The 24,533-nt window shown below is 70.9% G+C and carries 27 protein-coding genes and 1 pseudogene; 12 read left to right on the top strand and 16 right to left on the bottom strand.

The genetic code is table 11. From position 1 onward, the window contains the following. Positions 1-84 precede the first annotated feature (84 nt). Together ACIRVH_RS35850 and dacB are read right to left on the bottom strand one after the other, a co-directional pair. Complete coding sequence (locus tag ACIRVH_RS35850) at positions 85-1,218, bottom strand: zinc-dependent metalloprotease (RefSeq protein WP_403962419.1); 1,134 nt, start codon at positions 1,216-1,218, stop codon at positions 85-87. Between the two features lie 90 nt (positions 1,219-1,308). Next, complete coding sequence (gene dacB, locus ACIRVH_RS35855; protein WP_403962422.1) at positions 1,309-2,862, bottom strand: D-alanyl-D-alanine carboxypeptidase/D-alanyl-D-alanine-endopeptidase; 1,554 nt, start codon at positions 2,860-2,862, stop codon at positions 1,309-1,311. A 127-nt stretch (positions 2,863-2,989) separates the two neighbouring features. Here dacB and ACIRVH_RS35860 point away from each other — a divergent pair, with 127 nt between their 5' ends. Next, a complete protein-coding gene (locus tag ACIRVH_RS35860) occupies positions 2,990-3,481 on the top strand; it encodes an inorganic diphosphatase (protein ID WP_010044289.1) in 492 nt (163 codons plus the stop codon). Between the two features lie 103 nt (positions 3,482-3,584). Further along, positions 3,585-5,240, top strand: coding sequence for a threonine/serine exporter ThrE family protein (locus tag ACIRVH_RS35865; RefSeq protein ID WP_403962425.1), 1,656 nt, complete (start codon positions 3,585-3,587; stop codon positions 5,238-5,240). 5 nt (positions 5,241-5,245) lie between these two features. Here the strand turns inward: ACIRVH_RS35865 and ACIRVH_RS35870 are convergent, their stop codons facing one another. Next, a complete protein-coding gene (locus ACIRVH_RS35870; RefSeq protein WP_403962428.1) occupies positions 5,246-6,181 on the bottom strand; it encodes a DedA family protein in 936 nt (311 codons plus the stop codon). A gap of 152 nt (positions 6,182-6,333) precedes the next feature. On the opposite strand from ACIRVH_RS35870, the gene ACIRVH_RS35875 reads away from it, so the two are divergent. Then, positions 6,334-6,699 (top strand): YbjQ family protein, encoded by a 366-nt coding sequence (locus ACIRVH_RS35875; protein WP_145885814.1) that lies wholly within the window; start codon positions 6,334-6,336, stop codon positions 6,697-6,699. A gap of 18 nt (positions 6,700-6,717) precedes the next feature. On the opposite strand, the gene ACIRVH_RS35880 is transcribed toward ACIRVH_RS35875, so the two are convergent. Continuing rightward, on the bottom strand, positions 6,718-7,479 hold the full coding sequence (locus ACIRVH_RS35880) for a MerR family transcriptional regulator (protein ID WP_403962431.1): 762 nt from the start codon (positions 7,477-7,479) through the stop codon (positions 6,718-6,720). Between the two features lie 113 nt (positions 7,480-7,592). On the opposite strand from ACIRVH_RS35880, the gene ACIRVH_RS35885 reads away from it, so the two are divergent. Next, positions 7,593-8,879, top strand: coding sequence for an ion channel protein (locus ACIRVH_RS35885; protein ID WP_403962434.1), 1,287 nt, complete (start codon positions 7,593-7,595; stop codon positions 8,877-8,879). Positions 8,880-8,905: 26 nt separating this feature from the next. After that, a complete protein-coding gene (locus ACIRVH_RS35890; protein ID WP_403962437.1) occupies positions 8,906-10,312 on the top strand; it encodes a glutamate decarboxylase in 1,407 nt (468 codons plus the stop codon). On the opposite strand, the gene ACIRVH_RS35895 is transcribed toward ACIRVH_RS35890, so the two are convergent. From ACIRVH_RS35895 to ACIRVH_RS35920, 6 genes are all read right to left on the bottom strand, one after another. Next, the gene (locus ACIRVH_RS35895; RefSeq protein ID WP_403962690.1) at positions 10,309-11,070 is read right to left on the bottom strand and encodes an ABC transporter permease; all 762 of its coding nucleotides are present in this window, start codon (positions 11,068-11,070) and stop codon (positions 10,309-10,311) included. The genes ACIRVH_RS35890 and ACIRVH_RS35895 overlap by 4 nt on opposite strands. Positions 11,071-11,075: 5 nt before the next feature. Continuing rightward, complete coding sequence (locus ACIRVH_RS35900; RefSeq protein WP_403962440.1) at positions 11,076-12,026, bottom strand: ATP-binding cassette domain-containing protein; 951 nt, start codon at positions 12,024-12,026, stop codon at positions 11,076-11,078. A 74-nt stretch (positions 12,027-12,100) separates the two neighbouring features. Further along, on the bottom strand, positions 12,101-12,742 hold the full coding sequence (locus ACIRVH_RS35905; RefSeq protein ID WP_403962443.1) for a PadR family transcriptional regulator: 642 nt from the start codon (positions 12,740-12,742) through the stop codon (positions 12,101-12,103). A 24-nt stretch (positions 12,743-12,766) separates the two neighbouring features. Then, positions 12,767-13,306 carry a DinB family protein gene (locus ACIRVH_RS35910; protein WP_403962446.1) on the bottom strand — a complete coding sequence of 180 codons (540 nt, stop codon included), beginning with the start codon at positions 13,304-13,306 and terminating at the stop codon, positions 12,767-12,769. A 112-nt stretch (positions 13,307-13,418) separates the two neighbouring features. Beyond that, on the bottom strand, positions 13,419-14,879 hold the full coding sequence (locus ACIRVH_RS35915; protein ID WP_403962449.1) for an aldehyde dehydrogenase family protein: 1,461 nt from the start codon (positions 14,877-14,879) through the stop codon (positions 13,419-13,421). Between the two features lie 92 nt (positions 14,880-14,971). Continuing rightward, a complete protein-coding gene (locus ACIRVH_RS35920) occupies positions 14,972-15,796 on the bottom strand; it encodes a helix-turn-helix domain-containing protein (protein ID WP_403962692.1) in 825 nt (274 codons plus the stop codon). A 333-nt stretch (positions 15,797-16,129) separates the two neighbouring features. Here ACIRVH_RS35920 and ACIRVH_RS35925 point away from each other — a divergent pair, with 333 nt between their 5' ends. Continuing rightward, the gene (locus tag ACIRVH_RS35925) at positions 16,130-16,624 is read left to right on the top strand and encodes an ATP-binding protein (protein ID WP_403962451.1); all 495 of its coding nucleotides are present in this window, start codon (positions 16,130-16,132) and stop codon (positions 16,622-16,624) included. Positions 16,625-16,733: 109 nt separating this feature from the next. On the opposite strand, the gene ACIRVH_RS35930 is transcribed toward ACIRVH_RS35925, so the two are convergent. The 5 genes from ACIRVH_RS35930 to rpmG all read right to left on the bottom strand — a co-directional run bounded on the left by ACIRVH_RS35930 (position 16,734) and on the right by rpmG (position 18,664). Further along, positions 16,734-16,967 (bottom strand): DUF397 domain-containing protein, encoded by a 234-nt coding sequence (locus tag ACIRVH_RS35930; RefSeq protein ID WP_386579628.1) that lies wholly within the window; start codon positions 16,965-16,967, stop codon positions 16,734-16,736. A gap of 197 nt (positions 16,968-17,164) precedes the next feature. Continuing rightward, the gene (locus ACIRVH_RS35935) at positions 17,165-17,635 is read right to left on the bottom strand and encodes an SRPBCC domain-containing protein (RefSeq protein WP_403962454.1); all 471 of its coding nucleotides are present in this window, start codon (positions 17,633-17,635) and stop codon (positions 17,165-17,167) included. Further along, positions 17,632-17,985, bottom strand: a complete 354-nt coding sequence (locus tag ACIRVH_RS35940) for an ArsR/SmtB family transcription factor (RefSeq protein ID WP_389188639.1) — start codon at positions 17,983-17,985, stop codon at positions 17,632-17,634. Before ACIRVH_RS35940 ends, ACIRVH_RS35935 begins: the two co-directional genes overlap by 4 nt. An 11-nt stretch (positions 17,986-17,996) precedes the next feature. Continuing rightward, complete coding sequence (locus tag ACIRVH_RS35945; protein WP_403962457.1) at positions 17,997-18,368, bottom strand: VOC family protein; 372 nt, start codon at positions 18,366-18,368, stop codon at positions 17,997-17,999. A 131-nt stretch (positions 18,369-18,499) separates the two neighbouring features. Next, a complete protein-coding gene (gene rpmG, locus ACIRVH_RS35950; protein WP_403962460.1) occupies positions 18,500-18,664 on the bottom strand; it encodes a 50S ribosomal protein L33 in 165 nt (54 codons plus the stop codon). 77 nt (positions 18,665-18,741) lie between these two features. Here rpmG and ACIRVH_RS35955 point away from each other — a divergent pair. From ACIRVH_RS35955 to ACIRVH_RS35965, 3 genes and pseudogenes are all read left to right on the top strand, one after another. Continuing rightward, positions 18,742-18,819 (top strand): annotated as a pseudogene (locus ACIRVH_RS35955) (30S ribosomal protein S14); the annotation flags it as partial. 101 nt (positions 18,820-18,920) lie between these two features. Next, positions 18,921-19,400 (top strand): hypothetical protein, encoded by a 480-nt coding sequence (locus ACIRVH_RS35960; protein WP_403962463.1) that lies wholly within the window; start codon positions 18,921-18,923, stop codon positions 19,398-19,400. Between the two features lie 103 nt (positions 19,401-19,503). Beyond that, positions 19,504-20,019: a DUF4232 domain-containing protein gene (locus ACIRVH_RS35965; protein ID WP_403962466.1), complete on the top strand. Its 516-nt coding sequence runs from the start codon at positions 19,504-19,506 to the stop codon at positions 20,017-20,019. A 3-nt stretch (positions 20,020-20,022) separates the two neighbouring features. On the opposite strand, the gene ACIRVH_RS35970 is transcribed toward ACIRVH_RS35965, so the two are convergent. Further along, positions 20,023-21,129, bottom strand: a complete 1,107-nt coding sequence (locus tag ACIRVH_RS35970; RefSeq protein ID WP_403962470.1) for a DUF2786 domain-containing protein — start codon at positions 21,127-21,129, stop codon at positions 20,023-20,025. A gap of 148 nt (positions 21,130-21,277) precedes the next feature. Here ACIRVH_RS35970 and ACIRVH_RS35975 point away from each other — a divergent pair, with 148 nt between their 5' ends. From ACIRVH_RS35975 to ACIRVH_RS35985, 3 genes are all read left to right on the top strand, one after another. Continuing rightward, positions 21,278-21,904: a LysE family translocator gene (locus tag ACIRVH_RS35975; protein ID WP_403962473.1), complete on the top strand. Its 627-nt coding sequence runs from the start codon at positions 21,278-21,280 to the stop codon at positions 21,902-21,904. A gap of 72 nt (positions 21,905-21,976) precedes the next feature. Then, entirely contained in the window at positions 21,977-22,747 is a 771-nt protein-coding gene (locus ACIRVH_RS35980) for a Clp protease N-terminal domain-containing protein (protein ID WP_403962476.1), read from the top strand. 94 nt (positions 22,748-22,841) lie between these two features. After that, positions 22,842-24,527: a bifunctional 3'-5' exonuclease/DNA polymerase gene (locus tag ACIRVH_RS35985; RefSeq protein ID WP_403962480.1), complete on the top strand. Its 1,686-nt coding sequence runs from the start codon at positions 22,842-22,844 to the stop codon at positions 24,525-24,527. Positions 24,528-24,533 lie beyond the last annotated feature (6 nt).

Raw genomic sequence — 24,533 nt, forward strand, 5'->3', positions numbered from 1 at the left:
ATCGCTCACGGTCCCTCGGACGGGTGATTGAAGGGGCGTTCGCCTGCCGTAGGCCGGATTCGGTTCACGACTTCCTCACGCGGTTCACGACTCGGCCTTGCGGTGCACCCGTGCGACCCAGTCCGCCGGTTTGGCGATCTCCGCCTTGGTGGGCAGGGTGTTGGGGGATGTCCACACGCGGTTGAAGCCGTCCATGCCGACCTGTTCGACGACGGCGCGCACGAAGCGTTCGCCGTCCCGGTACTGCCTGAGCTTGGCGTCCAGACCGAGCAGCTTGCGCAGGGCGAGGTCGAGGCGGGAGGCGCCCTTGGCGCGGCGCTGCTGGAACTTCTCGCGGATCTCGGAGACGGTCGGCACGACGCTCGGGCCCACCCCGTCCATGACGAAGTCGGCGTGCCCCTCCAGCAGGGACATGACCGCGGTGAGGCGGCCGAGGATCTCGCGCTGGACCGGGGTCTGCACCAGCTCCACGAAGGAGCGTCCGCCGTCGTCCTCCTCGCCCTCGGGGCGGCCGCCGGCGAGGGACTGGGCGGCTTCCCGGATGCGCTCCAGGACGGTCATCGGATCGACGTCGGTCTCCGCCAAGAACGACTGGATTTCACCCTCGAGGTGGTCACGGAGCCAGGGCACGGCGGTGAACTGCGTGCGGTGGGTCTCCTCGTGCAGGCACACCCAGAGCCTGAAGTCGTGCGGCTCGACGTCGAGTTCGCGCTCCACGTGGACGATGTTCGGGGCGACGAGGAGGAGGCGGCCGCCGCCGTTCTCGCCGGACGGGAGGTCGCGGGAGGCGGGGGCGAAGGTCTCGTACTGGCCGAGGACGCGGGAGGAGAGGAAGGACAGCAGCATGCCGAGTTCGACGCCGGTGACCTTGCCGCCGACGGCGCCGAGGACCGCGTTGCCGGGGCTGCTGCCACGGCGTTCCTGCATCTTCTCCAGGAGGGGCTTGAGAATCTCCCGGAAGCCGGCGACGTTGGCCCGCACCCAGCCCGGGCGGTCGACGACCAGGACGGGGGTGTCGTGGGTTCCCTCGGTGCCCAGCCGGGTGAAGCCCCGGACGTGTTCCTCCGAGGCCTTCGCGTGCCGGCGCAGCTCCGCCACGACGGCCCTGGCCTCGTCGCGGCTGACTTCGGGGCCCGGTCGTACGAGCCGTGTCGCGGTCGCCACCGCGAGGTTCCAGTCGACCATCCCGGGAGATGCGGTGCCACCGAAGCTCGTCATGCGTCAACGGTACGTGAGCGCTCCCGCTTGGGGCAGGCCGTGGGCGTCGGGTGAGGTGCGGTTTCTCGTGTGGTGACGGGTGTTGGCGCCCTACCGGCAGCCGCAGCCCGCCAGCGCCGTCGCCGTCTTGTCCAGCGCCGCCTGGGCCTCGTCGCGGTCGGTCGTGTCGGAGGCCAGGAAGGCGAAGGCCAGGAGGTGGCCGTCCTGGTCCACGACCGTGCCCGCCAGGGTGTTCACGCCGGTCAGGGTGCCCGTCTTCGCGCGTACGACTCCTGCGGCGCCGTCGGTGTAGCGGTCGGCCAGAGTGCCGGTGAAGCGGGCCACGGGGAGACCGGTGAGGACCGGGCGGAGACCGGGGCGGGCCGGGTCGCCGGCCTTGACCAGCAGGGCGGTGAGGAGGTTCGCCGTGAGCCGGTCGTCGCGGTTGAGGCCGCTGCCGTCGTGGAAGGCGGCGCCGGACATGGGCAGGCCGAGCTTGGTCAGCTGGGTGGCGATGGCCTTCGCGCCGCCGTCGAAACTCCCCGCCCGGCCACTGGCCAGGGCGGTCTGACGGGCCAGGGCCTCGGCGATGTCGTTGTCACTGTTCGTCAGCATGCGCTCGACCAGGGCGGACAGCGGGGGCGAGGAGACGGTGGCGAGGGTCTCGGCGCGGTTGGTGGCCTTGGAGGGGCCGGGAGGCGTGGCCTTGATGCCGGCCTGCTCTAGGTAGTCCGCGAACTTGCGGGCCGCGTCGGCCGCCGGGTCGCTCACGCGGGTCACCGGGCCGCTGGTGGAGTCGTCGGTGCGGCCCTCGTCGGCGGCCAGGGCGCTGACCGGGGCGATGTTGTCGTTGACGCCGATGGGAGGCAGCGCGGGTCCGGAGAAGAGCGTGGTGTCGTAGGAGAGCGTGATCTTGTCGATGCCGCGCTTCTTCAGGGCGGCCGCGGCGTCGGCGGCGAGCGTGCGCAGGCTCGCCCAGCCCTCGGCCTTCGGGTGGGCGGTGAGGGTGGGATCGCCGCCGCCGACCAGGACCAGTTCCCTGGTGTCGGGTTCGAGCGCGGCGCGGGTGGTGAGGCGGTGGTCCGGGCCGAGGGCGGACAGGGTGGCGACGGCGGTGGCGATCTTGGTGGTGGAGGCAGGGGTGAGGGCCCGGTCGGCGGCGGTGCCGTACAGCTGCTTGCCGGTGCTGACGTCGACGACGGACGCCGCGTGGGCGCCGCCGAGCGCGGAGGCGGCCAGGAGCGGCCCCAGGACGTCCGCGAGGGCCTGTCGGCCCGGCGGGGCCTTCTTGGTGCTGACGGTGTCCGTGGTGCCGCCCAGGCCCGCCAGGACGGCCGGGGCGCTCGGTGCGGGCCGGGGTCCCCGCGCGCTCGTGCCGGAGTCGCCGTGATCTGCGCCACCTGGCCGCTCCAGGGCGGCGGCCCGGTCCCGCTCGGCCGTACGCTGACCGTTGGCGTCCCAGGGACCGGCGACGGTCACCACACCGGCGGCCAGCGCCAGTCCGGCGGTGGCGGCGCCCGCGGTGTACTGCCAGGTCCTGACGGCTCGCGGCCGAGGGAGGTGTGCAAGCCCCGGGCGCACTGCCTTCGTCAGCCGCGCGACCCCTGGTTTCGCGGCCGTCACGGCGCGCGCCAGTCGCGGTCGTACGGCGTTCGCGAGCCGCATCACCTGCGGTCTCGCGGCTCGCCAAGGCCTCAGCTCTGGCACGACCACCAGCCCCTTTCGCGATCACACACCTGCGTGAGGGACACTTAACCACCAGAACTATGTGCTGATCATGGAGGAGCCACCGGTGGAGTTCGACGTCACGATCGAGATCCCGAAGGGTTCGCGGAACAAGTACGAGGTGGACCACGAGACCGGTCGGATCCGCCTGGACCGTCGCCTCTTCACCTCGACCGCCTACCCGACCGACTACGGCTTCGTCGAGAACACCCTCGGCGAGGACGGCGACCCGCTGGACGCGCTGGTCATCCTGGACGAGCCGACCTTCCCGGGCTGTCTGATCAAGTGCCGTGCGATCGGCATGTTCCGGATGACGGACGAGGCGGGCGGCGACGACAAGCTGCTGTGCGTTCCGGCCACCGACCCGCGCGTGGAGCACCTGCGCGACATCCACCACGTGTCGGAGTTCGACCGCCTGGAGATCCAGCACTTCTTCGAGGTGTACAAGGACCTGGAGCCCGGCAAGTCGGTCGAGGGTGCCAACTGGGTGGGTCGCACGGACGCCGAGATCGAGATCGAGCGGTCCTACAAGCGCTTCAAGGAGCAGGGCGGCCACTGAGTCTCTCTGTTGCCACGGGCCGCACGCGCACGCGTGCGGCCCGTTCGCGTACCCATGCGCATACTGTGGCTTACGGAAGGTCGCGTTCAGGGAGCAGTGCCAGGTGACGGAGGCGGAGGACCGCAAGCCCCGGTCGGACGAGGCGCGGTACGACCCGGAGATCACGTCCGAGTTCGCCATTCCCGAGGGCATCGAGGTCCCCGAGGGCGCCGGTGAGCCGGAGACCACCTCCGAGTTCGTCGTGCCGGAGGGGCTGGCGGCGCCGCAGCCGCCGAGTGCCGAGCCGGAGGGGTCGGCGTTCAGCCTGCCGCGCACCTACAGCGCCAAGGACGCCCCGCCCGCGTTCACCCCGGCGACCGGGATGCCGGCGGTCAGCCTGATCAAGGACGCGCCCTGGCAGGACCGGATGCGCACGATGCTGCGCATGCCGGTGGCCGAGCGGCCGGCGCCGGAGCCGGTGCAGAAGGCCGAGGAGGGCGGGCCCGCCGTCCCGCGCGTGCTCGACCTGACCCTGCGTATCGGGGAGCTGCTGCTGGCGGGCGGCGAGGGCGCCGAGGACGTGGAGGCCGCGATGTTCGCGGTGTGCCGGTCCTACGGCCTGGACCGCTGCGAGCCCACGGTCACCTTCACGCTGCTGTCGATCTCCCACCAGCCGTCCCTGGTGGAGGACCCGGTCACCGCGTCCCGGACCGTACGCCGGCGGGGCACGGACTACACGCGGCTCGCGGCCGTGTTCCGGCTGGTGGACGACCTGACCGACCCGGAGACCCATGTCTCCCTGGAGGAGGCCTACCGGCGTCTGGCGGAGATACGCCGCAACCGGCACCCCTATCCCGGCTGGGCCCTGACCCTGGCGAGCGGGCTGCTCGCGGGTGCGGCCTCCGTGCTGGTCGGCGGTGACCTGATCGTCTTCTTCGCGGCGGCGGTGGGCGCGATGCTCGGCGACCGGCTGGCGTGGCTGTGCGCGGGGCGGGGGCTGCCGGAGTTCTACCAGTTCACGATCGCCGCGATGCCCCCGGCGGCGATCGGTGTGGCGTTCGCGCTGGCACACATCGACGTGGCGGCGTCCGCGGTCGTCACCGGTGGGCTCTTCGCGCTGCTGCCCGGGCGGGCGCTGGTGGCGGGCGTGCAGGACGGGCTGACGGGCTTCTACATCACCGCGGCCGCCCGCCTGCTGGAGGTCATGTACTTCTTCGTCGGCATCGTCATCGGTGTGCTGACCGTCCTGTACTTCGGCGTGAAGGTGGGCGGCGAGCTCAACCCGGACGCGGCGATGAACATCTCCGAACGGCCGCTGATCCAGATCGCCGCGTCCATGCTGCTGTCGCTGACGTTCGCCGTACTGCTGCAGCAGGAACGGTCCACCGTGCTGGCGGTGACCCTCAACGGCGGTGTGGCGTGGTCGGTGTACGGCGCCATGCACTACGTGGGCGGCATCTCCCCCGTCGCCTCCACGGCGGTGGCTGCGGGGCTCGTCGGGCTGTTCGGACAGTTGCTGTCGCGGTACCGGTTCGCGTCCGCGCTGCCCTACACGACGGCGGCGATCGGGCCGCTGCTGCCCGGTTCGGCCACGTACTTCGGGCTGCTGTCCATGGCGCAGAACGAGATCGACAAGGGACTGGTGTCCCTGGCGAAGGCCGCGTCGCTGGCCATGGCGATCGCCATCGGGGTCAACCTGGGCTCGGAGATCTCCAGGCTGACCCTGCGGGTCGGCTCCGCCGGCAAGCGGCGGGCCGCCAAGCGGACCAGGGGATTCTGAGCCGCCTAGTGGTTCCGGGGGTACCCGTTCTGGTCGTACTGCTGCTGCGGGTACTGCTGCTGGTCGTAGTACTGGTTGTCGTACCCCTGGTGGCCCTGGTTGTCATAACCCTGCTGGCCCTGGTTGTCGTAGCCCTGGTTCCAGTACTGCTGGTCCTGCTGCGGCTGGTACGGCTGCTGCTGGTACTGGGGCTGCTGGTACTGCGGCTGGTACGGCTCCTCCGGCTCGATGCGACGGAGCTGGGTGGTGGCGGCGTCCATGACCGGGGGGTGCTGGTACCGGGGCTGCTGGGGAGGCTGAGGCGTCTCCTGCTCGGCCTTCTTGGCCTTGCCGCGCGCGCGGAGGAACTCGATCGCGATCGGGATCACCGAGACCAGGACGATCAGGATGAGGATCGCCTCGATGTTCTTGTTGACGAAGTCGATGTTGCCGAGCCAGGAGCCGAGCAGGGTGACGCCCGCGCCCCACAGGACGCCGCCGATGACGTTGAAGATCAGGAACGAGCGGTACTTCATGCCGCTGACGCCGGCGATGATCGGCGTGAACGTGCGCACGATGGGCACGAAGCGGGCCAGGACCAGTGACTTCGGGCCGTACTTCTCGAAGAACTCGTGCGCCTTGGTGACGTTCTCCTGCTTGAAGAGGCGGGAGTCCGGGCGGTTGAAGAGGGACGGGCCGACCTTCTTGCCGAACATGTAGCCCGCCTGGTCGCCGAGGACCGCGGCGAGGCAGATCAGGGCGATCGCGCCCCACAGCGGGAAGTCCAGCTGGTGGGACGTGATCAGCAGACCGCAGGTGAACAGCAGCGAGTCGCCCGGCAGGAAGAACCCGATGAGCAGACCGGACTCGGCGAAGACGATGAGCAGCAGACCCCAGATGCTGTACGTGTTGAGCAGGTGGTTGGGATCGAGCCAGCTCGGGCCGAGGGCGAGTGTCATCACGGGTCCGGGCTCCTGAGGGGGATGAGGGCGGCTACGGCGGCGCTGAACGTCGATGGGCCGCCGCACAAAGCTACCAACGCGATGTGACCGCCCCAGGTTCCACCGGTGTCTCCAGGATGCACTGTGGGGCAACCGGGGCAAAGCTGTGAGCCATGGGACTCGATGACTACGGCGGCGGCCAGGGGCCCCAGCCGGACGTGCTGGTCGTCACGACCAACGACGTGCCCGGATACCGGGTTCAGCAGGTGCTCGGTGAGGTCTTCGGGCTCACCGTGCGCTCGCGGCACCTGGGCAGCCAGATCGGCGCCGGACTGAAGTCGATGATCGGCGGCGAGCTGAAGGGCCTCACCAAGACGCTCGTGCAGACCCGCAACCAGGCCATGGAGCGGCTGGTGGAGCAGGCACGCGCGCGTGGCGCCAACGGGGTGCTGGCGTTCCGCTTCGACGTGACGGAGGCCGCCGACGTGGGCACGGAGGTGTGCGCCTACGGGACCGCGGTGGTCCTGGCCCGGGAGTAGGTCCCCCCGGGCCAGGGGTCACGCGGTGTGCCGGTCGGCGTTCGCGGTGATCGCCTCGCTCAGGTGATCGGCGAGCCCGGGCCGCATGGCGTCGTAGAACGCCTTGAAACGCTCGTCGGCGACGTACATCGCGCCCAGGCAGCGGTGCATGGAGTGCGGGCACTCGTAGAACCACTTGCTGATGTGCCGGCGGTGCTCCTCGGCCAGGTCCATGGCCGCCTCGCCGGACGGCTGCTCGCCGGCGGTCATCAGGGCGACGTAGCGCTCGGTCCAGTCGTCGACCTCCGCCTGGAGGCGCTTCCAGTCCTCCTTGGTGTAGCGGGCGGCGCGGCGCTGCGACTCCGCGTACGCCTCGGTGCCGCCCCAGCGCTGCTCCGCCTCCTCGGCGTACTGCTCGGGGTCCTTGTCCCCGAAGACCTCGAACCGCTCCTCGGGGGTGAGGTTGATGCCCATCGTGCGTGCCTCCATGGCGTGCTCCACGGCCGTGGCCATCTTCTGCAGCTTCTCGATCCGGGCGGTCAGCAGCTCGTGCTGGCGGCGCAGGTGTACGCGCGGGTCCGACTCCGGGTCGTCGAGCAGGGCCGCGACCTCGTCGAGCGGGAAGCCGAGCTCCCGGTAGAACAGGATCTGCTGGAGCCGGTCGAGGTCGGCGTCGCCGTAGCGCCGGTGGCCGGCGTGGGTGCGCTCGCTGGGCACGAGCAGGCCGATCTCGTCGTAGTGGTGCAGGGTGCGCACCGTGACCCCGGCGAACCCCGCGACCTGTCCCACGGAGTAACTCACTTTTCCGCTCCTTGTCGTCGGTACGCCCTCCACGCTGAGGCCTCACGCCACGTGAGGTGCAAGCCTGTTTCGCTCGGGATGTTCGTCACGTTTTGTCCGCTTATGGTGATCCCGTGGCCCAGGACAGCGCGCAGCAGCCGCTCACCACCGCTCCCGCGACCCCCGCGCGCTCTCTGTTGCCCTTGATCCTGCCCGCTCTGGCCGTGGGCGTGGTGTGCAGCCTGCTCTACGTCGGGGTGAGCGTCGGGGCCGAGCAGCTCGAAGACGTGCTGTGGCAGAACCTGCCCGCCGCCCTGGGCATCGGCGGCTACTCCACGCTGTGGATCTTCGTCATGCTCACCGCGACCGGTGTCGCGGTCGGTCTGGTGGTGTGGAAGGTGCCGGGGCACGCGGGGCCCGACCCGGCCACCATGGGGCTGAACGCGCCCGCGTTGCCGCCCGTCGTGCTGCCCGGCCTGCTGCTGGCGGCGGCCCTGATGCTCGCGGGCGGCCCGAGCCTCGGCCCCGAGAACCCGATCATCGCCACCAACGTCGGGCTGGCGGTGTGGCTGGGGCGCCGGTTCCAGCCTCTGCTGCCGGGCCCGCTGTGGATGGCGCTGGCGGAGGCGGGGACGCTCGGCGCCCTGTTCGGCACCCCGGTGGCCGCCGCGCTGGTCATATCGGAAGCACTGGCCGGGCAGCGGATCAAGGGGCTGCTGTGGGACAACCTCTTCGCCCCGCTGGCCGCCGCCGCGGCGGGCGCCCTGACGACCGACCTCCTCCACCACGCGAGCTTCGACCTCCATCTGCCCCCGGTCAGCCGACCGGACCCGGGCGACATCCTGGCGGCGATCGTCGTCGCGTCGGTCGGCGCGGTGCTCGGCATGTGCGCGGTCTACGCCTTCCCGTACCTCCACCGCGCCTTCCAGCGGCTGCGGCACCCGATGCTGATGCTTCCGGTGGGCGGACTCGTCCTGGGAGCGCTGGGGGCCCTGGGCGGCCCGCTGACGCTCTTCAAGGGGCTGGACCAGATCGCGGAGCTGGCGGCCGATCCCGAGGGCTGGACGGCCGGACAGTTCGCCACGATGACGGTGGTGAAGCTGGCCGCCCTGACGGTCGCCGCGACCTGCGGCTTCCGCGGCGGCCGGATCTTCCCCGGCGTGTTCATCGGCACCGCCCTCGGTCTGTGCGCCCACGCCCTGGTGCCCGGCGTCCAGCCCGCCGTGGGGGTGGCGGCGGGTGTGCTGGGCATGCTCCTGGCCATCACCCGGCAAGGCTGGGTGAGCCTGTTCACCGCGGCGGTCCTGGTCGCCTCGCCCGTCATCATCGCCCTGCTCTGCATCGCCTCGCTGCCGGCCTGGCTGCTGGTGACGGGGCGGCCGCAGATGCAGCTGAGGGCGGACGGCACACAGATCCGCTGACTCACTCCCTGTCTGGAGGCATGTACATGGCCCTGCACAAAGGTCCCGAGAAGCACGACGAGCGGCCGATGTCGGTCAACCCGTTCTTCGGGGAGGCGAACCCGGTTGTCGAGATGGCCGAGGCCCCGCCCAAGCACCGGCTCCCGGACGCGCCCCTGCCCCCCACCGCGGCGGCGCAGATCGTGCACGACGAGCTGATGCTGGACGGCAACTCCCGGCTGAACCTGGCCACGTTCGTCACCACCTGGATGGAGCCGCAGGCCGGGGCGCTGATGGCGGAGTGCACCGACAAGAACATGATCGACAAGGACGAGTACCCGCGCACGGCGGAGCTGGAGCGGCGCTGTGTGGCGATGCTCGCCGACCTGTGGAACGCGCCGGACCCGTCGGCCGCCGTGGGCTGCTCGACCACGGGATCCAGCGAGGCGTGCATGCTCGCCGGGATGGCGCTGAAGCGGCGCTGGGCGAAGCGCAACGCCGACCGCTACCCGGCGGCGCGCCCGAACCTGGTCATGGGCGTCAACGTCCAGGTCTGCTGGGACAAGTTCTGCAACTTCTGGGAGGTGGAGCCCCGGCTGGTCCCGATGGAGGGCGAGCGGTACCACCTGGATCCGCAGGCAGCGGCCGGGATGTGCGACGAGAACACCATCGGGGTCGTCGGCATCCTCGGCTCCACCTTCGACGGCTCCTACGAACCGATCGCAGACCTGTGCGCGGCCCTGGACGACCTCCAGGAGCGCACCGGTCTCGACATCCCGGTGCACGTGGACGGCGCGTCCGGGGCCATGGTGGCGCCCTTCCTCGACGAGGACCTGGTGTGGGACTTCCGCCTCCCGCGCGTGGCCTCGATCAACACCTCGGGCCACAAGTACGGCCTGGTCTACCCGGGCGTCGGCTGGGCCCTGTGGCGGGACCAGGAGGCGCTGCCCGAGGAACTGGTCTTCCGGGTGAACTACCTGGGCGGCGACATGCCGACCTTCGCGCTCAACTTCTCCCGACCCGGCGCCCAGGTGGTCGCGCAGTACTACACGTTCCTGCGGCTGGGCCGGGAGGGCTACCGGGCGGTACAGCAGTCGACCCGGGACGTGGCGCGCTACGTCGCCGGCCGGATCGAGGCACTGGACGACTTCCGGCTGCTCACACACGGCGACGAACTGCCGGTGTTCGCCTTCACCACCGCTCCGGACGTGACGTCGTACGACGTCTTCGACGTCTCCCGGCGGCTGCGCGAGAACGGCTGGCTGGTGCCCGCGTACACCTTCCCGCCCAACCGGGAGGATCTCTCCGTGATCCGGATCGTGTGCCGCAACGGCTTCTCCCACGACCTCGCCGACCTGTTCGTGGAGGACCTGGACCGCCTGGTGCCCGAGCTGCGCCGGCAGCCGCATCCGCTGACCCGGGACAAGGGAGCGGCCACCAGCTTCCACCACTAACGGCCCAGGCGCGCGAACTTCCGTACCGCCAGCGGGAAGAACACGGCCAGCAGTCCGAGCGGCCAGGCCACGGCCGCCCCCACGTGGCCCGGATCGCCGCCCTGACCGCCGAGCAGGTCGCGCACCGCCGTCGCCGTCCGGGACAGGGGGTTCCACTGGACGGCCGTGCCCAGCCAGTCGGGCATGGCGTCCGGTGTGGCGAGCGCGTTGGAGAGGAAGCCGACCGGCCAGACGAGGATCTGCACGGCCTGGACCATCTCGGGCCGGCCGGCGACCAGGGCGAGGTGGATGCCGACCCACAGCATCGCGAAGCGGAGCAGCAGGAGCAGGCCCACGGCGCCCAGGAAGGCGCCGGGGCCGCCGTGCGCCCGCCAGCCGAGCGCGTACGCCACCGCCGTCATCAGGGCGAGCGCCACCGCCGACTGGAGCATGTCGGCCGCCGAACGGCCGACCAGGACCGCCCCGTTGGTCATGGGAAGGGAGCGGAAACGGTCGATGACGCCCTTGTTGAGGTCCTGGGTGACGTTGAGCATCGTGCCCTCCAGGCCGAAGGCCATGGTGAGCGCGAGCATGCCGGGCACCAGGTAGTCGACGTAGTCGCCGGCGACGTGCCGGCCGCCGCCGACCAGGTAGCCGAACATCAGCAGCAGCATCACCGGGAAGACCAGGGCGACCAGCACCTGCCCGGGCTGCCGTGCCCAGTGGGCGAGTTCGCGCCGGGTCATGGTCCAGGAGTCGGTCAGGACGTACGGGGACACCGCCATCACGCGGCCTCCTTCACTCGGTTCTCGTCACCGGTCAGGTGCAGGAACACCTCGTCCAGCGTGGGCCGGCGCAGAGCCACATCCGCCGCCTCGATGCCGGCCGCCTCCAGGGCGCGTACGACCCCGGAGAGCGCGCTCATACGGTCGGTGACCGGGGCGCTCAGCAGCCGGCGGTCGGTGTCCACCGAGACGCCGGTGACGGGCAGCAGGGCGACGGCCGCGCCGAGGTGGCCCGCGTCGCGCAGGACGACGTCGATGCGGTCGCCGCCGGTGAGGGTCTTCAGCTCGTCGGGGGTGCCGTCGGCGACGACCCGGCCGTGGTCCACGAAGGCGATGCGGTGGGCCAGCTGGTCGGCCTCCTCCAGGTACTGGGTGGTGAGCAGGACCGTCGTGCCGCCGCCGACCAGGGAGCGGACGGCGGCCCGGACCTCGGCGCGGCCGCGCGGGTCGAGGCCGGTCGTCGGCTCGTCCAGGAACAGCACCTCGGGGTCGGTGATCAGGGAGGCGGCGAGGTCGAGCCGGCGGCGCATGCCGCCGCTGTAGCGGGCCACCGGGGTGCGGCCGGTGTCGCCGAGGTCGAAGCGGTCCAGGAGTTCGGCGGCGCGCACGCGCGCGCGACGGGCGCCGAGGTGGTGCAGGCGGGCGAACATCTCCAGGTTCTGCCGACCGTCCAGCTGCTCGTCCAGGGCCGCGTACTGGCCCAGCAGGCCGATGCGCCGCCGTACCGCGCGGGCCTCGGTGCGGACGTCGTGCCCGGCGACCTCGACGCGGCCGCCGTCCGGCCTGAGCAGGGTGGACAGGATCCGGACCAGGGTGGTCTTGCCCGCCCCGTTGGGGCCGAGCACCGCATGCACGGTGCCGTGGGTGACGTGCAGGTCGAGCCCGTCCAAGGCGTGTTTGGTGCCGTAGGTCTTGCGTGCGTCCTCGACGGTGATCGCCGTGTCGGCCACGTGCCAACTCCCTCGCTAGTCAAACTTGACTACTCCTCGAAAGTAACGCGAGCCGGCTCGTTGGTCAAACTTGATTAGTGGTCGTCCTCCGGATGCGGCTCCCCCGTCGCGTACGGGTTCTCCTGGCCCTCGGTGAGCACGCCCACGAAGCGCTCGCCCTCGCCGGCGAACGTGTAGGCGCCTGCCTCCAGGCGGGCGATCAACCCCTGGGTCCAGGCCGCGTCGGAGTCGGCCGTGTGGACCCAGAGGTTCATGATCTCGCCGATGTGGCCGAGCTGTTCGGGGCCGTCCTCGGGGATGTAGTGCTCGGTGACGGCCGCCCGCCACTCCCCGATCCGCCGGATCCGCTCCCTGAGCAGGTCCAGGGCCTCGTCCCGCGTCAGCTCGACCAGGAAGCCGATGGCCGCCGACTGGATGTCCATCTTCTGGTCGTAGGAGACCAGGGACTCCCGCAGCAGCCGGAAGAACTCCTCCTCGCCCCGGTCCGTGATCTCGTACTCGGTGCGCGGCGGCCCCCCGGCCGTGGACGGCGCGATCTCGTGCGCGTGCAGCAGCCCCTGCTTCTGCATCTGCTTCAGGGCGTGGTAGATCGAGCCCGGCTTGGCGTTGGACCACTCGTGCGCGCCCCAGTACTCCAGGTCGTTGCGCACCTGGTAGCCATGGGCCCGCCCGTGCTGGCGCACCGCGCCCAGCACGAGAAGACGGATCGCTGACATGCGGTCCAGGTTATTGCCGCGGAGCTAGCCCGCCTGCTCCAGGGCCACCAGCTCGAACGCGGTCTTCCCGTCCAGGGACTCGCGGATGATGTCGGCGTGGCCGGCGTGCCGGGCCGTCTCGCGGATCAGGTGCAGGCACAGCCAGCGCAGGGAGACACGGCCCTGCGGCGGGAACCACGGGTCGGGCGGCAGCGGGAAGCTGTCGTCCAGGCTGGGCGCGGAACGGATGAACTTCTCCGTCTCGGCGGCGATCTCCTCCCAGTACGCGAGCTGCGAGGCGACCGTCTCGTCGCCGACGAGCTGGAAGGTCTCGTGCCAGTTCGACTCGTCGCGCCGGATCGCCGGCGGCTCCTGCTTGGCGCGGAGCACCCAGCCCTGCTCGACCTCGGCGACATGCTTGAGCAGTCCGCCCAGGGACAGCTCGCTGGCGCTGGGGCGGGAGCGGGCCTGCTCCTCGGTCAGCCCCAGCAGCGCCCGGCGGATCCCGCCGCGCTGTTCCTCGATGAACGCGAGCAGCGCTCCCCGCTCGTCGCCCTGCGTCTCCGCCGCCACGTGAGTGACCATGACCGACCGCCCTTCATCGGGTCCGTTTCCCTGACACCGACGAAATTACGGGCCCTTGCGGTCAGGTTCTGTCCGCAAGGGCCCGCGATGCGAAGGAGATCTGGAAGGAGGCCTAGAACGGGAAGCCGCTGCGGCCGTGCTGCACCGAGATCCACTTGATGGTGGTGAAGGCCTCGAGGGTCGTCTCGCCGTTCAGGCGGCCGAGGCCGGAGTGCTTCTCGCCGCCGAAGGGCACGAGCGGCTCGTCGTGCACGGTGCCGTCGTTCACATGGAACATGCCCGTGTCGATCTGCTTGGCGAACGCCACACCACGCTCGATGTCACCCGTGTGGACGGCGCCGCTGAGGCCGTACGGGGTGTCGTTGACGATCCGGACCGCCTCCTCCTCGCCGTCGAAGGGGACGAGGAAGACGACCGGCCCGAAGACCTCCTGCTGCAGCAGGGCGGAGTCGGCGGGGACGTCGGTGAGCACGCTGGGCTCGACCAGGTTGCCGGTGGTGGTGCCGTGCACCAGGGCGGTGGCGCCCTCGGCGAGCGCCTGCTCGACGGTGCCCGAAACGGCGTTGGCCTGCGCGGAGTTGATCACCGGACCGATGACGGTCTGCGGGTCGCGCGGGTCGCCGACCTTGAGCGTCCTGACCTTGGCGACGAACTTCTCGGTGAACTCGTCGGCGATCGAGCGGTCCACGAGCACCCGGTTCGCGGCCATGCAGACCTGGCCCTGGTGGACGTACCGGCTGAAGACCGCCGCGTCGACCGCGTAGTCGATGTCGGCGTCGTCCAGGACCACCAGCGCGCTGTTGCCGCCCAGTTCGAGCACCGAGCGCTTGAAGTGCGAGGCGCAGACGGTGGCGACGTGCCGGCCGACCTTGTCGGAGCCGGTGAAGGAGATGACCTTGGGGACCGGGTGCTCGATGAAGGCGTCGCCGATCTCGGCGATGTCGGTGACGACGACGTTGAGCAGGCCGCCGGGCAGCCCGGCCTCCTCGAAGATCTTCGCGACCAGGGTGCCGCCGGCGATCGGGGTGTTCTGGTGCGGCTTGAGCACCACGCCGTTGCCGAGGGCGAGGGCCGGGGCCACCGACTTGATCGAGAGCAGGAACGGGAAGTTGAACGGGCTGATCACGCCCACCACACCGACCGGTACCCGGTAGACGCGGTTCTCCTTGCCGTCGGCCGGCGAGGGCAGGATCTTCCCCTCGGGGCGCAGCGCCAGGTGGACCGACTCGCGCAGGAACTCCTTGGCGAGGTGCAGCTCGAAGCCCGCCTTCACACGCGTGCCGCCGAGCTCCGCGATGATCAGGTCGGCTATCTCCTGCTCGCGGTCCTCTATCAGCCTGAGGGCCCGCTCGAAGACCGCGCGGCGGGTGTACGGGTTGGTCGCGGCCCACTGCTTCTGGGCACGGGCCGCGGCCCGGTAGGCCTGATCGACCTCGTCGACCGTGGCCACCGTGATCGAGGCCAGCTTCTCGTCGTCGTAGGGGTTGAAGTCGATGACGTCCCAGGAACCGGTGCCCGGGCGCCATTCACCGTCGATGTACTGCTGGGCCAGCTCGCTGAAGTAGGACGACATGTGATCCCTCAATCACTAGCGATGCCAGATCCTGGTCACGGTCTGATCATCCGTCATCGTACTTGCGATTCAAGAGAGTTGAGGGTGACCTCTCAAGACAGTTGAAGCAGACCTCGCAGCAGGTCCCGGCTCTCGTCCGGGCCCGGGCTGTCCTGCTGCAGTTCCTTCAGCGCCTGCTCGTACTGGGCGACGTCCTCCCGCTTGTCCAGGTAGAGGGCGCTGGTCAGCTGCTCCACGTACACCACGTCGGACAGGTCCGACTCGGGGAAGCTGAGAATGGTGAAGGCGCCGCTCTCGCCGGAGTGCCCGCCGAAGCCGAACGGCATGATCTGCAGCCGCACGTTGGGCCGCTGGGAGATCTCGATCAGGTGCTGGAGCTGACCGCGCATCACGTCGCGGTCGCCGTAGGGACGGCGCAGGGCGGCCTCGTCCAGGACGATGTGGAACTCGGGGGCGTTGTCGTCGAGCAGGTGCTTCTGCCGCTCCAGGCGCAGCGCCACCCGCCGCTCCACGTCGGCCGCGCTCGCACCCTTCATCCCGCGCCGGACCACCGCGCTGGCGTACTCCTCGGTCTGCAGCAGGCCGTGCACGAACTGCACCTCGTACACCCGGACCAGGGAGGCGGCGCCCTCCAGACCCACATAGGTGGGGAACCAGCTGGGCAGCACGTCGGTGTAACTGTGCCACCAGCCCGCGACGTTGGCCTCCCGGGCGAGGGAGAGCAGGGACTCGCGCTCCGCCTCGTCGGTGATGCCGTACAGCGTCAACAGGTCTTCCACGTCCCTGGTCTTGAAGCTCACCCGGCCCAGCTCCATCCGGCTGATCTTCGACTCGGACGCACGGATCGAGTACCCCGCCGCCTCACGCGTGATCCCCCGCGCTTCACGCAGTCGCCTGAGTTGCGAGCCGAGCAGCATGCGCCGCACCACCGATCCGGGCTCTCCCGCGCTCACGTTCGCCAGCCTCCCCAACCGTCTTTGGGGCCGAAGTCTGCCACTAAAACACTTCGAGCAGTACTCGTCCGGTTACGGAAACGGAAAGAGGTCAGCCGTTTTCGGCAGGAAGAGGTCAGGACCTTTGACAGACTTGCGATCCAAGTTGGCGGAAAAAATGGCCAAGAAGCGGTACGGGCAGGTTCAATTCGGTCGCGTGCACGTGCATCTGCCCTTGCATCTGCCCTTCCCATCCGAAACCATGGTGCAGCGCCACCGCTGCATCGCAACGACCGCGAATTCCCGGGAGTGCCTCGCATGGGAACGAATGGATCGACCATGCTCAAGCCGTTACGGCAGGGCCTTCCGCCGCTGGACCCCGCGGCCGTGTCCGATGCCGCCTCCTGCGCCCTGCCCGCCCGCTACGAAGCGGTGCGCGAGGCCCGCCGCTTCACCCGCGGCACTCTGGACCAGTGGGACGTGGGCGACCGCTTCGACGACATATGTCTCGTCGTCTCCGAACTCGTCACCAACGCACTGCGCCATGCACTGCCGGCCGACGCGGCGTGCTCCGAGCACGCGCCCTCGGTACGGCTGCACCTGATGCGCTGGACCGAGCGGCTGGTGTGCGCGGTGCGCGACCCCAGTCACGAGACGCCCGTCCCGCGCGACTCGGACGACTTCTCGGCCGAGTCGGGCCGCGGACTGTTCCTGGTCGACTCCTTCGCCGACAGCTGGGGCTGGCACCCGCTCGCGGGCAGCCTCGACGGCAAGGTCGTCTGGGCGCTGTTCCGGCTCCGAACGGCCGACTGAAGAAACGCGGCGCCGACCGACGCCGCGTTTCTACGCGCGTACACCCGAACTTCGCCCGGCCGCCACCGGCTGTCCCGACCACCCCGGCCCAACGGGCCGGTGAGTCGTTTCAGCCGGCGATCAGATGGTCGAACTCGCCGTCCTTGACACCGAGGAGCATGGCCTCGATCTCCGCGCGCGTGTAGACGAGCGCGGGCCCGTCCGGGAATCGCGAATTGCGTACGGCCACCTCGCCGCCGGGCAGCCGCGCGAACTCCACGCAGGAGCCCTGCGAGTTGCTGTGCCTACTCTTCTGCCAGGCCACACCGTCCAGCTGCGTGGCAGCCATGCCGTTGTAAGCCATGCCGTTGTACACGTCGTACCCCCCGTACACGCCGTCAACGTCGCGGTCCACAGGTCGCTCCCCGGTGGTGCACTGGCTGATGTGGCCATGGATGCTGTAGTCAACTGACCCGGATCATAACCCCGTTCATGTGCAGATGCATGAGCAGATGCACGTGCACGGGGGGTGTTCCCGTGATTACAGCTTTGGCGTCCGCTTTACCGAAGTCGTTCCAGCGTCTGCCCCAGAGACGGCAGCACATGCTCCCGCCAGCCCCCGTCCATGATCTTCCGAGCCATCATCTGCGCCGGGTCGTCCGGATCGAATCCCTCGTGCACTAGGAAGAGACGCGTTCCGCGCCCTTCCTGTTCCAGCGTCCACGTAATGGTCCAGTCCGCGGGATTGGCCGGATCGGCGTCCACCCACCGGAGGGACAGCATCCGCTCGGTGTCGTAGGCCAGCACCTGCACCTCCACGACACCGGAGAAGCGGGTGTTGGGACGCGGGACCGAGGTCATCCGGTACCGGTGACCGACCTCGAGCCGGAAGTCCTCGACGCCGGGCATCTGCCAGCGGGCCAGCAGCTCGGGCTCGGTCAGGGCGCGCCAGACCTTGGCGGGCCGGTGCGGGAAGAACTGGTCGACGCGGATCGTGGTGAGGTCGTCGGCGTCGCCGGGCGCGGTGTTCATGGGCGGTCATCGTCCGGCATGCGGTCGAGCAGAGCGCCGAGGCCCTTCAGTTGGTCCCGCCAGAACCGCTCGTACGGGTGGAGCCAGTCCTGCACCTCGGCGAGCGGGGCCGCCTCCAGGCGGTAGATCCGCTGCCGGCCGGAGCGCTGCTCGGAGACGAGTCCGGCCTCCCGGAGCACCCTGAGATGTTCCGAGAGGCTCGGACGGCGCATGTCGAAGTGGTCGGCCAGGGCCTGCACGGGCTGCGGCCCGCGCTCGCGCAGCAGTCGGAGCACTTCCCTGCGGGTGGCGTTGGCGAGCGCCGCGAAGACGCGGTCCTCGGCGGCCTCCCGGGTTCCGGCTGCGGTCATTGCCGACCTTCCTACTGGTGAACCTCCGTGAGCAGCATCAGACCGTTGCCGTCCGGGTCCCGGAAGGAGGCCATCCGCCCCCAGGGGTACCCGTCCGGGCCCTGCACCTCGGTGCCCGCCTCGGCGAGCCGTGCGCAGTCGGCGTCGACATCGGTCGTCACCAACATGATCCCCCGGGCCGAACCGGGCTCGAAATCCCCCATGCCGGGCCCGGAGAGCGTGAAGACGGTCTGCGCGCCCTTCGGTGCGACCTGGAGCCAGCGCCCCGGCGGCATCTGGAGGTCGGCGGTGACCTCGAAGCCGAGGACGTCCCGGTAGAAGCGCAGGGCGCGGTCCTGGTCGGTGACGGGAAGCGTGACGAATGAGGCATGCGTGATGGTCATGCCCAGAAGAATAGGTAGGCAATCTCCTACGAGTCAACCGTAGGAGATTGCCTACCTATCACTGCTCACCTTCGGCGGAGCTCGAAGCGATCCACACCGCCGACCGCGTGGGCCGGCCGCCCCGCGCCGCCTCAGCGCTCCTCTCGGAACTCGACGTGCCGGCCGGCGACCGGGTCGTACTTGCGCAGCGTCATGCGGTCCGGGTCGTTGCGGCGGTTCTTGCGGGTCACATAGGTGTGCCCGGTGCCGGCCGTGGACCGGAGCTTGATGACCGGGCGGAGTTCGTTGTGTGCCATGCCGTCATATTACTGAAAATGAATCCCATTGCCAATAATAGGGGGCGAGAGGTGCGTCACCATGTCCGCCCACCACCTTCGGCCTCTCCCGGGTGAACCTGCGCCAGCAGGCTCACAACGGATTCCTGCCCGGCGTCCGGAAGTCCTCCTGGTAACGGCTGGTAACTTGCTGCGGTCCCTCCGGTCCGGGGGGTCTCGACCGCGACGGGCCGACGGCCCCGGGACGGCCGGCCCGCCAGAGCTTGGGGAGCTTGACGTGACTACGGCGACTGCAAGGGTGCGGACGGCGGCCGCGGCCGCGGGGCTGGTGGGCGCGCTCGCGCTGACCGGGTGCAGCGGGGGCGGCTCCAAGGACGACTCCTCGCCCACCCCGAGCGCGACCCCGACGTCCACGGGCACGGGCGCCGTGACGGGCTCCTCCGGCAAGCTCCAGGGCAGCTGGATCACCACCAGCAAGGGCAGCATCGTGGCCCTGGTGATCACCGGGAAGCAGGCCGGGCTGTTCGTGACCGGCGGGACCGTGTGCAGCGGCGCAGCGGGCACCGAGGCGGGCATGCAGATGATCCATCTGACCTGCACCGGCGGCAGCAAGGACCGGGGCACCGGCATGGTCGAATCGGTGGGCAAGGACGCTCTGAAGGTGACCTGGTCGGGCAAGCTCGGCCAGGAGACCTACACCAAGGCCGAGGGCGGCAAGCTGCCGTCCGGGCTGCCGACGGCACCCGTGAAGCAGTGACGGGCCGCCTGAAGCGGTGAATTCCCCCGGGGCGCGTTATCGCGTCCCGGGCGCAGGGGCCATGATGCGGGGAGACCGTCACGACCTCGATGGGGATCTGCTCATGCGCGCCATTCCGCTCACCGTCACCGCCCTCGCCGCCGCCCTCCTGCTGACCGCCTGCAATGACGGCGGAGGCGGCAAGAACGGAAAGAGCAGCTCCGCCTGCGAGATCGGCGGGGTGTCCGTGCAGATCGGGTCGGCGAGCGTGGCCCCGGCCGCCGGTGACACGGGCGTGGTGCCCGTCAGCATCACCAACCAGAGCGCGCCCTGCGTCCTGGACAAGTTCCCCGGCGCCCTGCTGAACACGGGCAACGTAGAGGTCGACGTGCCCGTGCAGCAGGGGGCGAAGGCCCAGAAGCTGAACCTCGCCAAGGGCGACTCGGCGAGCTTCACCATCACCTATGTGCGCGGCAAGGCGGGCGACAAGAGCAGCGTGGCGGCGAAGACCGTGAAGATCGCCCTGCCCGGCTCCACCACCACCCGGAGCTTCCCGTGGTCGTACGGGCCCGTCGCCTCCAAGGGCACCCAGGGCACCCCGGACGCCTCCGTCAGCGCCTTCCAGCAGGTCGGGGACTGACCCTCACGGCAGCCTGGGGCGGGCCCCGACCTGGGCCTCGTCCGCCGCTCGCGCGCCCTCCGTCCAGCCGGCCGCGTCGGTCACGCCGCGCAGCCGGGTCGTGGTGGTCTCGGGGAACATGCGCTCCAGCCGGTCGGTGACGGCGACCTCGCGGGTGGCGAGGACAGGCAGCAGGTCCTGGGTCACCTGGGTCTCGGCGACGGCCGCGAGGCGGTCGCCGACGCGGTGGGCGTAGGCCGCGAGGAAGGACTGCCGGAAGGTCTTGGTGCGCTTGCGGCCACCGGCTCGCTGGGCGGCCTCCGCCTTGGTCATCGCGTGCGTGGCCTGCACCAGCAGCGACGTGTGGAGCAGCTCGACCACCTCCAGGTCCGCCTCGAAGCCGACGACCGTGGAGAAGCCCAGCGGTTCGTTCCACACGGCGCGGCAGTGGTTGGCGGTGGCGACCGCGTCCAGCAGCATCGCCTTGGCCTGCTCGTACGGCGGCTCGACGCCGATGCGGCAGGCGCCGGGCGCGTCCGGTGCGGGGGCAGCGGCGGCGAGCAGCGCCTCGTCGACGCTGTGCCGGGCCATCAGCTCCTGCGCCTTGGCGCTGAGTGCCTCGGCCTCCTCCGGATACCCGGTCGCCTCGGCCTTGGCGAGCAGGGCGCGGATCCGGGTGAGCATGCGGGAGGCGGCGGGCCCGTGCTCGCGGCGGGGCTCTTCGAGGGGCTCCAGGGCGGGCAGCCGCAGCAGCAGGCGGTACAGCTGGAGGACGGCGGTGGCGTGCGAGAAACGGTCTCCGACGCGCGCGGCGTCCTGCGGCAGGGCCTCCAGCTGGGCGGCCCAGCGGTGCCCGCGCGGGCGGTCCCGTCCGGCCTGCGCCCGGATCAGATCCGCGGCCAGGCGGACGTGACCGTCCTCCAGGTCGCGCCGTACGAGCCGGACGACGTCGGCGGGCTGCCAGCCGCGCTGCCAGGCCGTGGCGACGAACTCCTCGCCCCGCCGCACGAGTTCGGGGTCGGCCGCGGGGTCGGCGGCGAGCAGGGAGGCGCCCGTGTCGAGCCCGGCGTCGGTGTCGTCGTACAGGGCGGCCCGGAAGGCCCGCTCGACGGTGCTGGAGGTGCTGGTCACGGTGTCGATCGTGCCATGGGCCGCGGACAGCGGGCCGGGGCCGTCCACACCCTGTGGACAGCCTTCCGCACACGGCCGCCGGGGCTGCGGTGTCTCACTCCACGGAATTCAGCCACCCCCGCGCGCGGAAGGTGCCCAGCATGAACCCATGGTGGACATGTCTCTCTATACGGCCTTCCTCGTGGCCGCCTTCGCGCTCTGTGTCACTCCGGGTCCGGACATGATGTTCATCGTGGCGATGGGCGGCCGGGGCGGCCCGCTGACCGGCATGACGGCCGCCGCCGGGGTGGCGTGCGCGATGTTCGTGCACGCGGTCGCCGCTGCGCTCGGCCTGTCGGCGCTGTTCCTGACCCTGCCGACGCTGTACCACGTGCTGCGCTGGGCGGGCGCGGCCTATCTGCTGTTTCTCGCGGTCAGGGCGTTCCGCGGCGACGGCGGGTCCGCCGAGGAGGAGGACACGCCGGGGCCGGGACGCCGGCGGGCCTTCTGGCGGGGCGCCGTCACCAATCTGCTCAACCCGAAGGTGATCCTCTTCAACGTCTCCTTCCTTCCGCAGTTCGTGAACCCGGACCTCGGGCACGTGCGGGAGCAGTTCCTGGTCCTGGGGTTCACGATCACGGTGATGGGCCTCCTGGTGGACGGCTCGGTCGGGCTGCTCTCCGGGCGGCTCGCCTCACTGCTGCGGCGCAGCCGGCGGGTGACCCGGGGCCTGGACTACTTCAGCGGGACCGTGTTCGCGGGGCTGGCGGTGCGCCTGGCGGCCGCGCCCAAGTAGCCGCCACGGGCAGGAAATCCGGACTGTCAACCGTCGGTTGACACCATCAGAGTGACAACCTACGGTTGACACATGGCGACCAATCCGAACATCACGGCATCCGTGCGCCTCGACGACCTCATCGAGGCGATCAAGAAGGTCCACCCCGAACCCCTCGACCAGCTCCAGGACGCGGTGATCGCCGCCGATCACCTCGGTGACGTGGCCGACCATCTGATCGGTCACTTCGTCGACCAGGCCCGCCGCTCGGGGGCGTCCTGGACCGACATCGGCAGGAGCATGGGCGTGACCCGGCAGGCGGCGCAGAAGCGGTTCGTGCCGAAGGAGTCCGCCGACCTCGACCCCAGCCAGGGCTTCAGCCGCTACACCCCGCGCGCGCGGAACGTGGTCATGGCCGCGCACAACGAGGCACTGGCCGCGCGCAACCCCGAGGGCCGCCCCGAGCACCTGGTCCTCGGGCTGCTGGTCGAGCCGGAGGGCCTGGCCGCGAAGGCGGTCACCGCGCAGGGCGTCCTGCTGGACTCCGTGCGCCAGGCCGCGACCGCCGCGCTCCCGCCGGCCGCCGAGGAGGTCCCCGACCTCGTCCCCTACGGCCCGGAGGCCAAGAAGGTCCTGGAACTCACCTTCCGCGAGGCCCTCCGGCTCGGCCACAACTACATCGGCACCGAGCACCTCCTGCTGGCCCTGCTGGAGCACGAGAACGGCACGGGCGTCCTCAGCGGGCTCGGCATCACCAAGGCCGGGACCGAGGAGTACGTCGGCAAGGTGCTGGCGCTGCTCCTGGAGCAGAAGAAGGCCGCCTCGGACGCGGAGGAGGCCGCGAGCGACGGACCGGCGGACTGAGAAGGAGCCGGAACAACGGTCGAGGCGCGCCCGGCCCGAGACGCGAATCCGCAGGTCAGGCTCATTGTCAGTGCCGCCTGCCACACTCGCAGTCATGACCGACCGGTGGGCTCTCGCACCGGCCGAGGACGGTGGCGTGGACGTCGCCCCCCTCGGCCCGGACGGGCTGCCCGCCGGTCCGGTGCGGCGGGAGAGCGATCTCGCCGGGGCGGTGCGGAGCCGCCCGGAGGTGACACGCTGGGTGTGGCGGTCGACCCCCGAGGTCTATCCGCGTCTGCTCGCCACGGGGGTGCGAGTGGAGCGGTGCTACGACATCGAGGACGCCGAGACACTTCTGCTGGGCCACGAGGGCCGGTACGGCGAGCCGCGCTCGGCCGCCGCCGCCCTGGCCCGCCTCCGCGGCGGCCCCGTACCGCCCGACCCGCCGCTTCGCCCGGCCGAACCGGGCGCCCAGTCCCCGCTGTTCGAGCCGAGCGGCACCCGGCTGCCCCTGGCGGACCTCCTCGCGGTCTACGCCGACCAGCAGCGGCGGCACGAGAAGACCGCCCACCCCGACCGGATGCGGCTGCTGACCGCCGCCGAGTCGGCCGGGATGCTGGTGGCCGCCGAGATGAACCACGCCGGTCTCCCCTGGAGCGCCGAGGTCCACCGCGAACTGCTGCACGACCTGCTGGGCGAGCGGTACGCGGGCGGTGGCGAGCCGCGCCGCCTGGCCGAGCTGGCCGACGAGGTGTCCACCGCCTTCGGCCGCCGGGTCCGGCCCGACCTGCCCGCCGACGTCGTCAAGGCCTTCGCCCAGGCCGGGATCAAGGTGAAGTCCACCCGCCGCTGGGAGATCGAATCCCTCGACCACCCGGCGGTGAAACCCCTGCTGGAGTACAAGAGGCTGTACCGCATCTGGGTCGCGCACGGCTGGTCCTGGCTGCAGGACTGGGTCCGCGACGGCCGCTTCCGGCCCGAGTTCCTCGCCGGCGGCACGGTCACCGGGCGCTGGGTGACCAACGGCGGGGGCGCGCTGCAGATCCCCAAGGTGATCCGGCGGGCCGTGGTCGCCGACCCCGGCTGGCGGCTGGTCGTGGCCGACGCCGACCAGATGGAGCCGCGCGTGCTGGCGGCGATCTCCCGCGACCCCGGCCTGATGGAGGTGGCCGGCCGCGAGAGCGACCTCTATCAGTCCGTCTCCGACCGCGCCTTCTCCGGCGACCGGGACCAGGCCAAGCTCGCCGTGCTCGGCGCCGTCTACGGCCAGACCTCGGGCGACGGCCTGAAGAACCTCGCCGCGCTGCGCCGGCGGTTCCCCAGGGCGGTGGCCTACGTCGACGAGGCCGCGCGGGCAGGCGAGGAGGGCCGGCTCGTGCGCACCTGGCTGGGCCGCACCTGCCCGCCCGCCGCCCGGCAGGGCGAGGACGCGGAGGAGGAGGCGGGCATCCCCGTCGGCGAGGACACCCCCGACGGGCAGCCGTGGGTCCCCGGATACGCGTCCACCGACTCCCGTGCCCGGGGCCGCTTCGCGCGCAACTTCGTGGTGCAGGGCAGCGCCGCCGACTGGGCCCTGCTGCTGCTCGCCGCGCTGCGCCGGTCCTGCGCGGACCTGACGGCCGAGCTGGTGTTCTTCCAGCACGACGAGGTGATCGTGCACTGCCCCGCCGCGGAGGCCGACACCGTCGCCCGAGCCATCCGGGACGCCGCCGACCTCGCCGGACGGCTGACCTTCGGCGAGACCCCGGTGCGCTTTCCGTTCACGACGGCCGTGGTGGAGTGCTACGCCGACGCCAAGTGAGGGCCC

It is taken from the genome of Streptomyces sp. NPDC101165 (assembly GCF_044768135.1).
GTDB lineage: Bacteria > Actinomycetota > Actinomycetes > Streptomycetales > Streptomycetaceae > Streptomyces.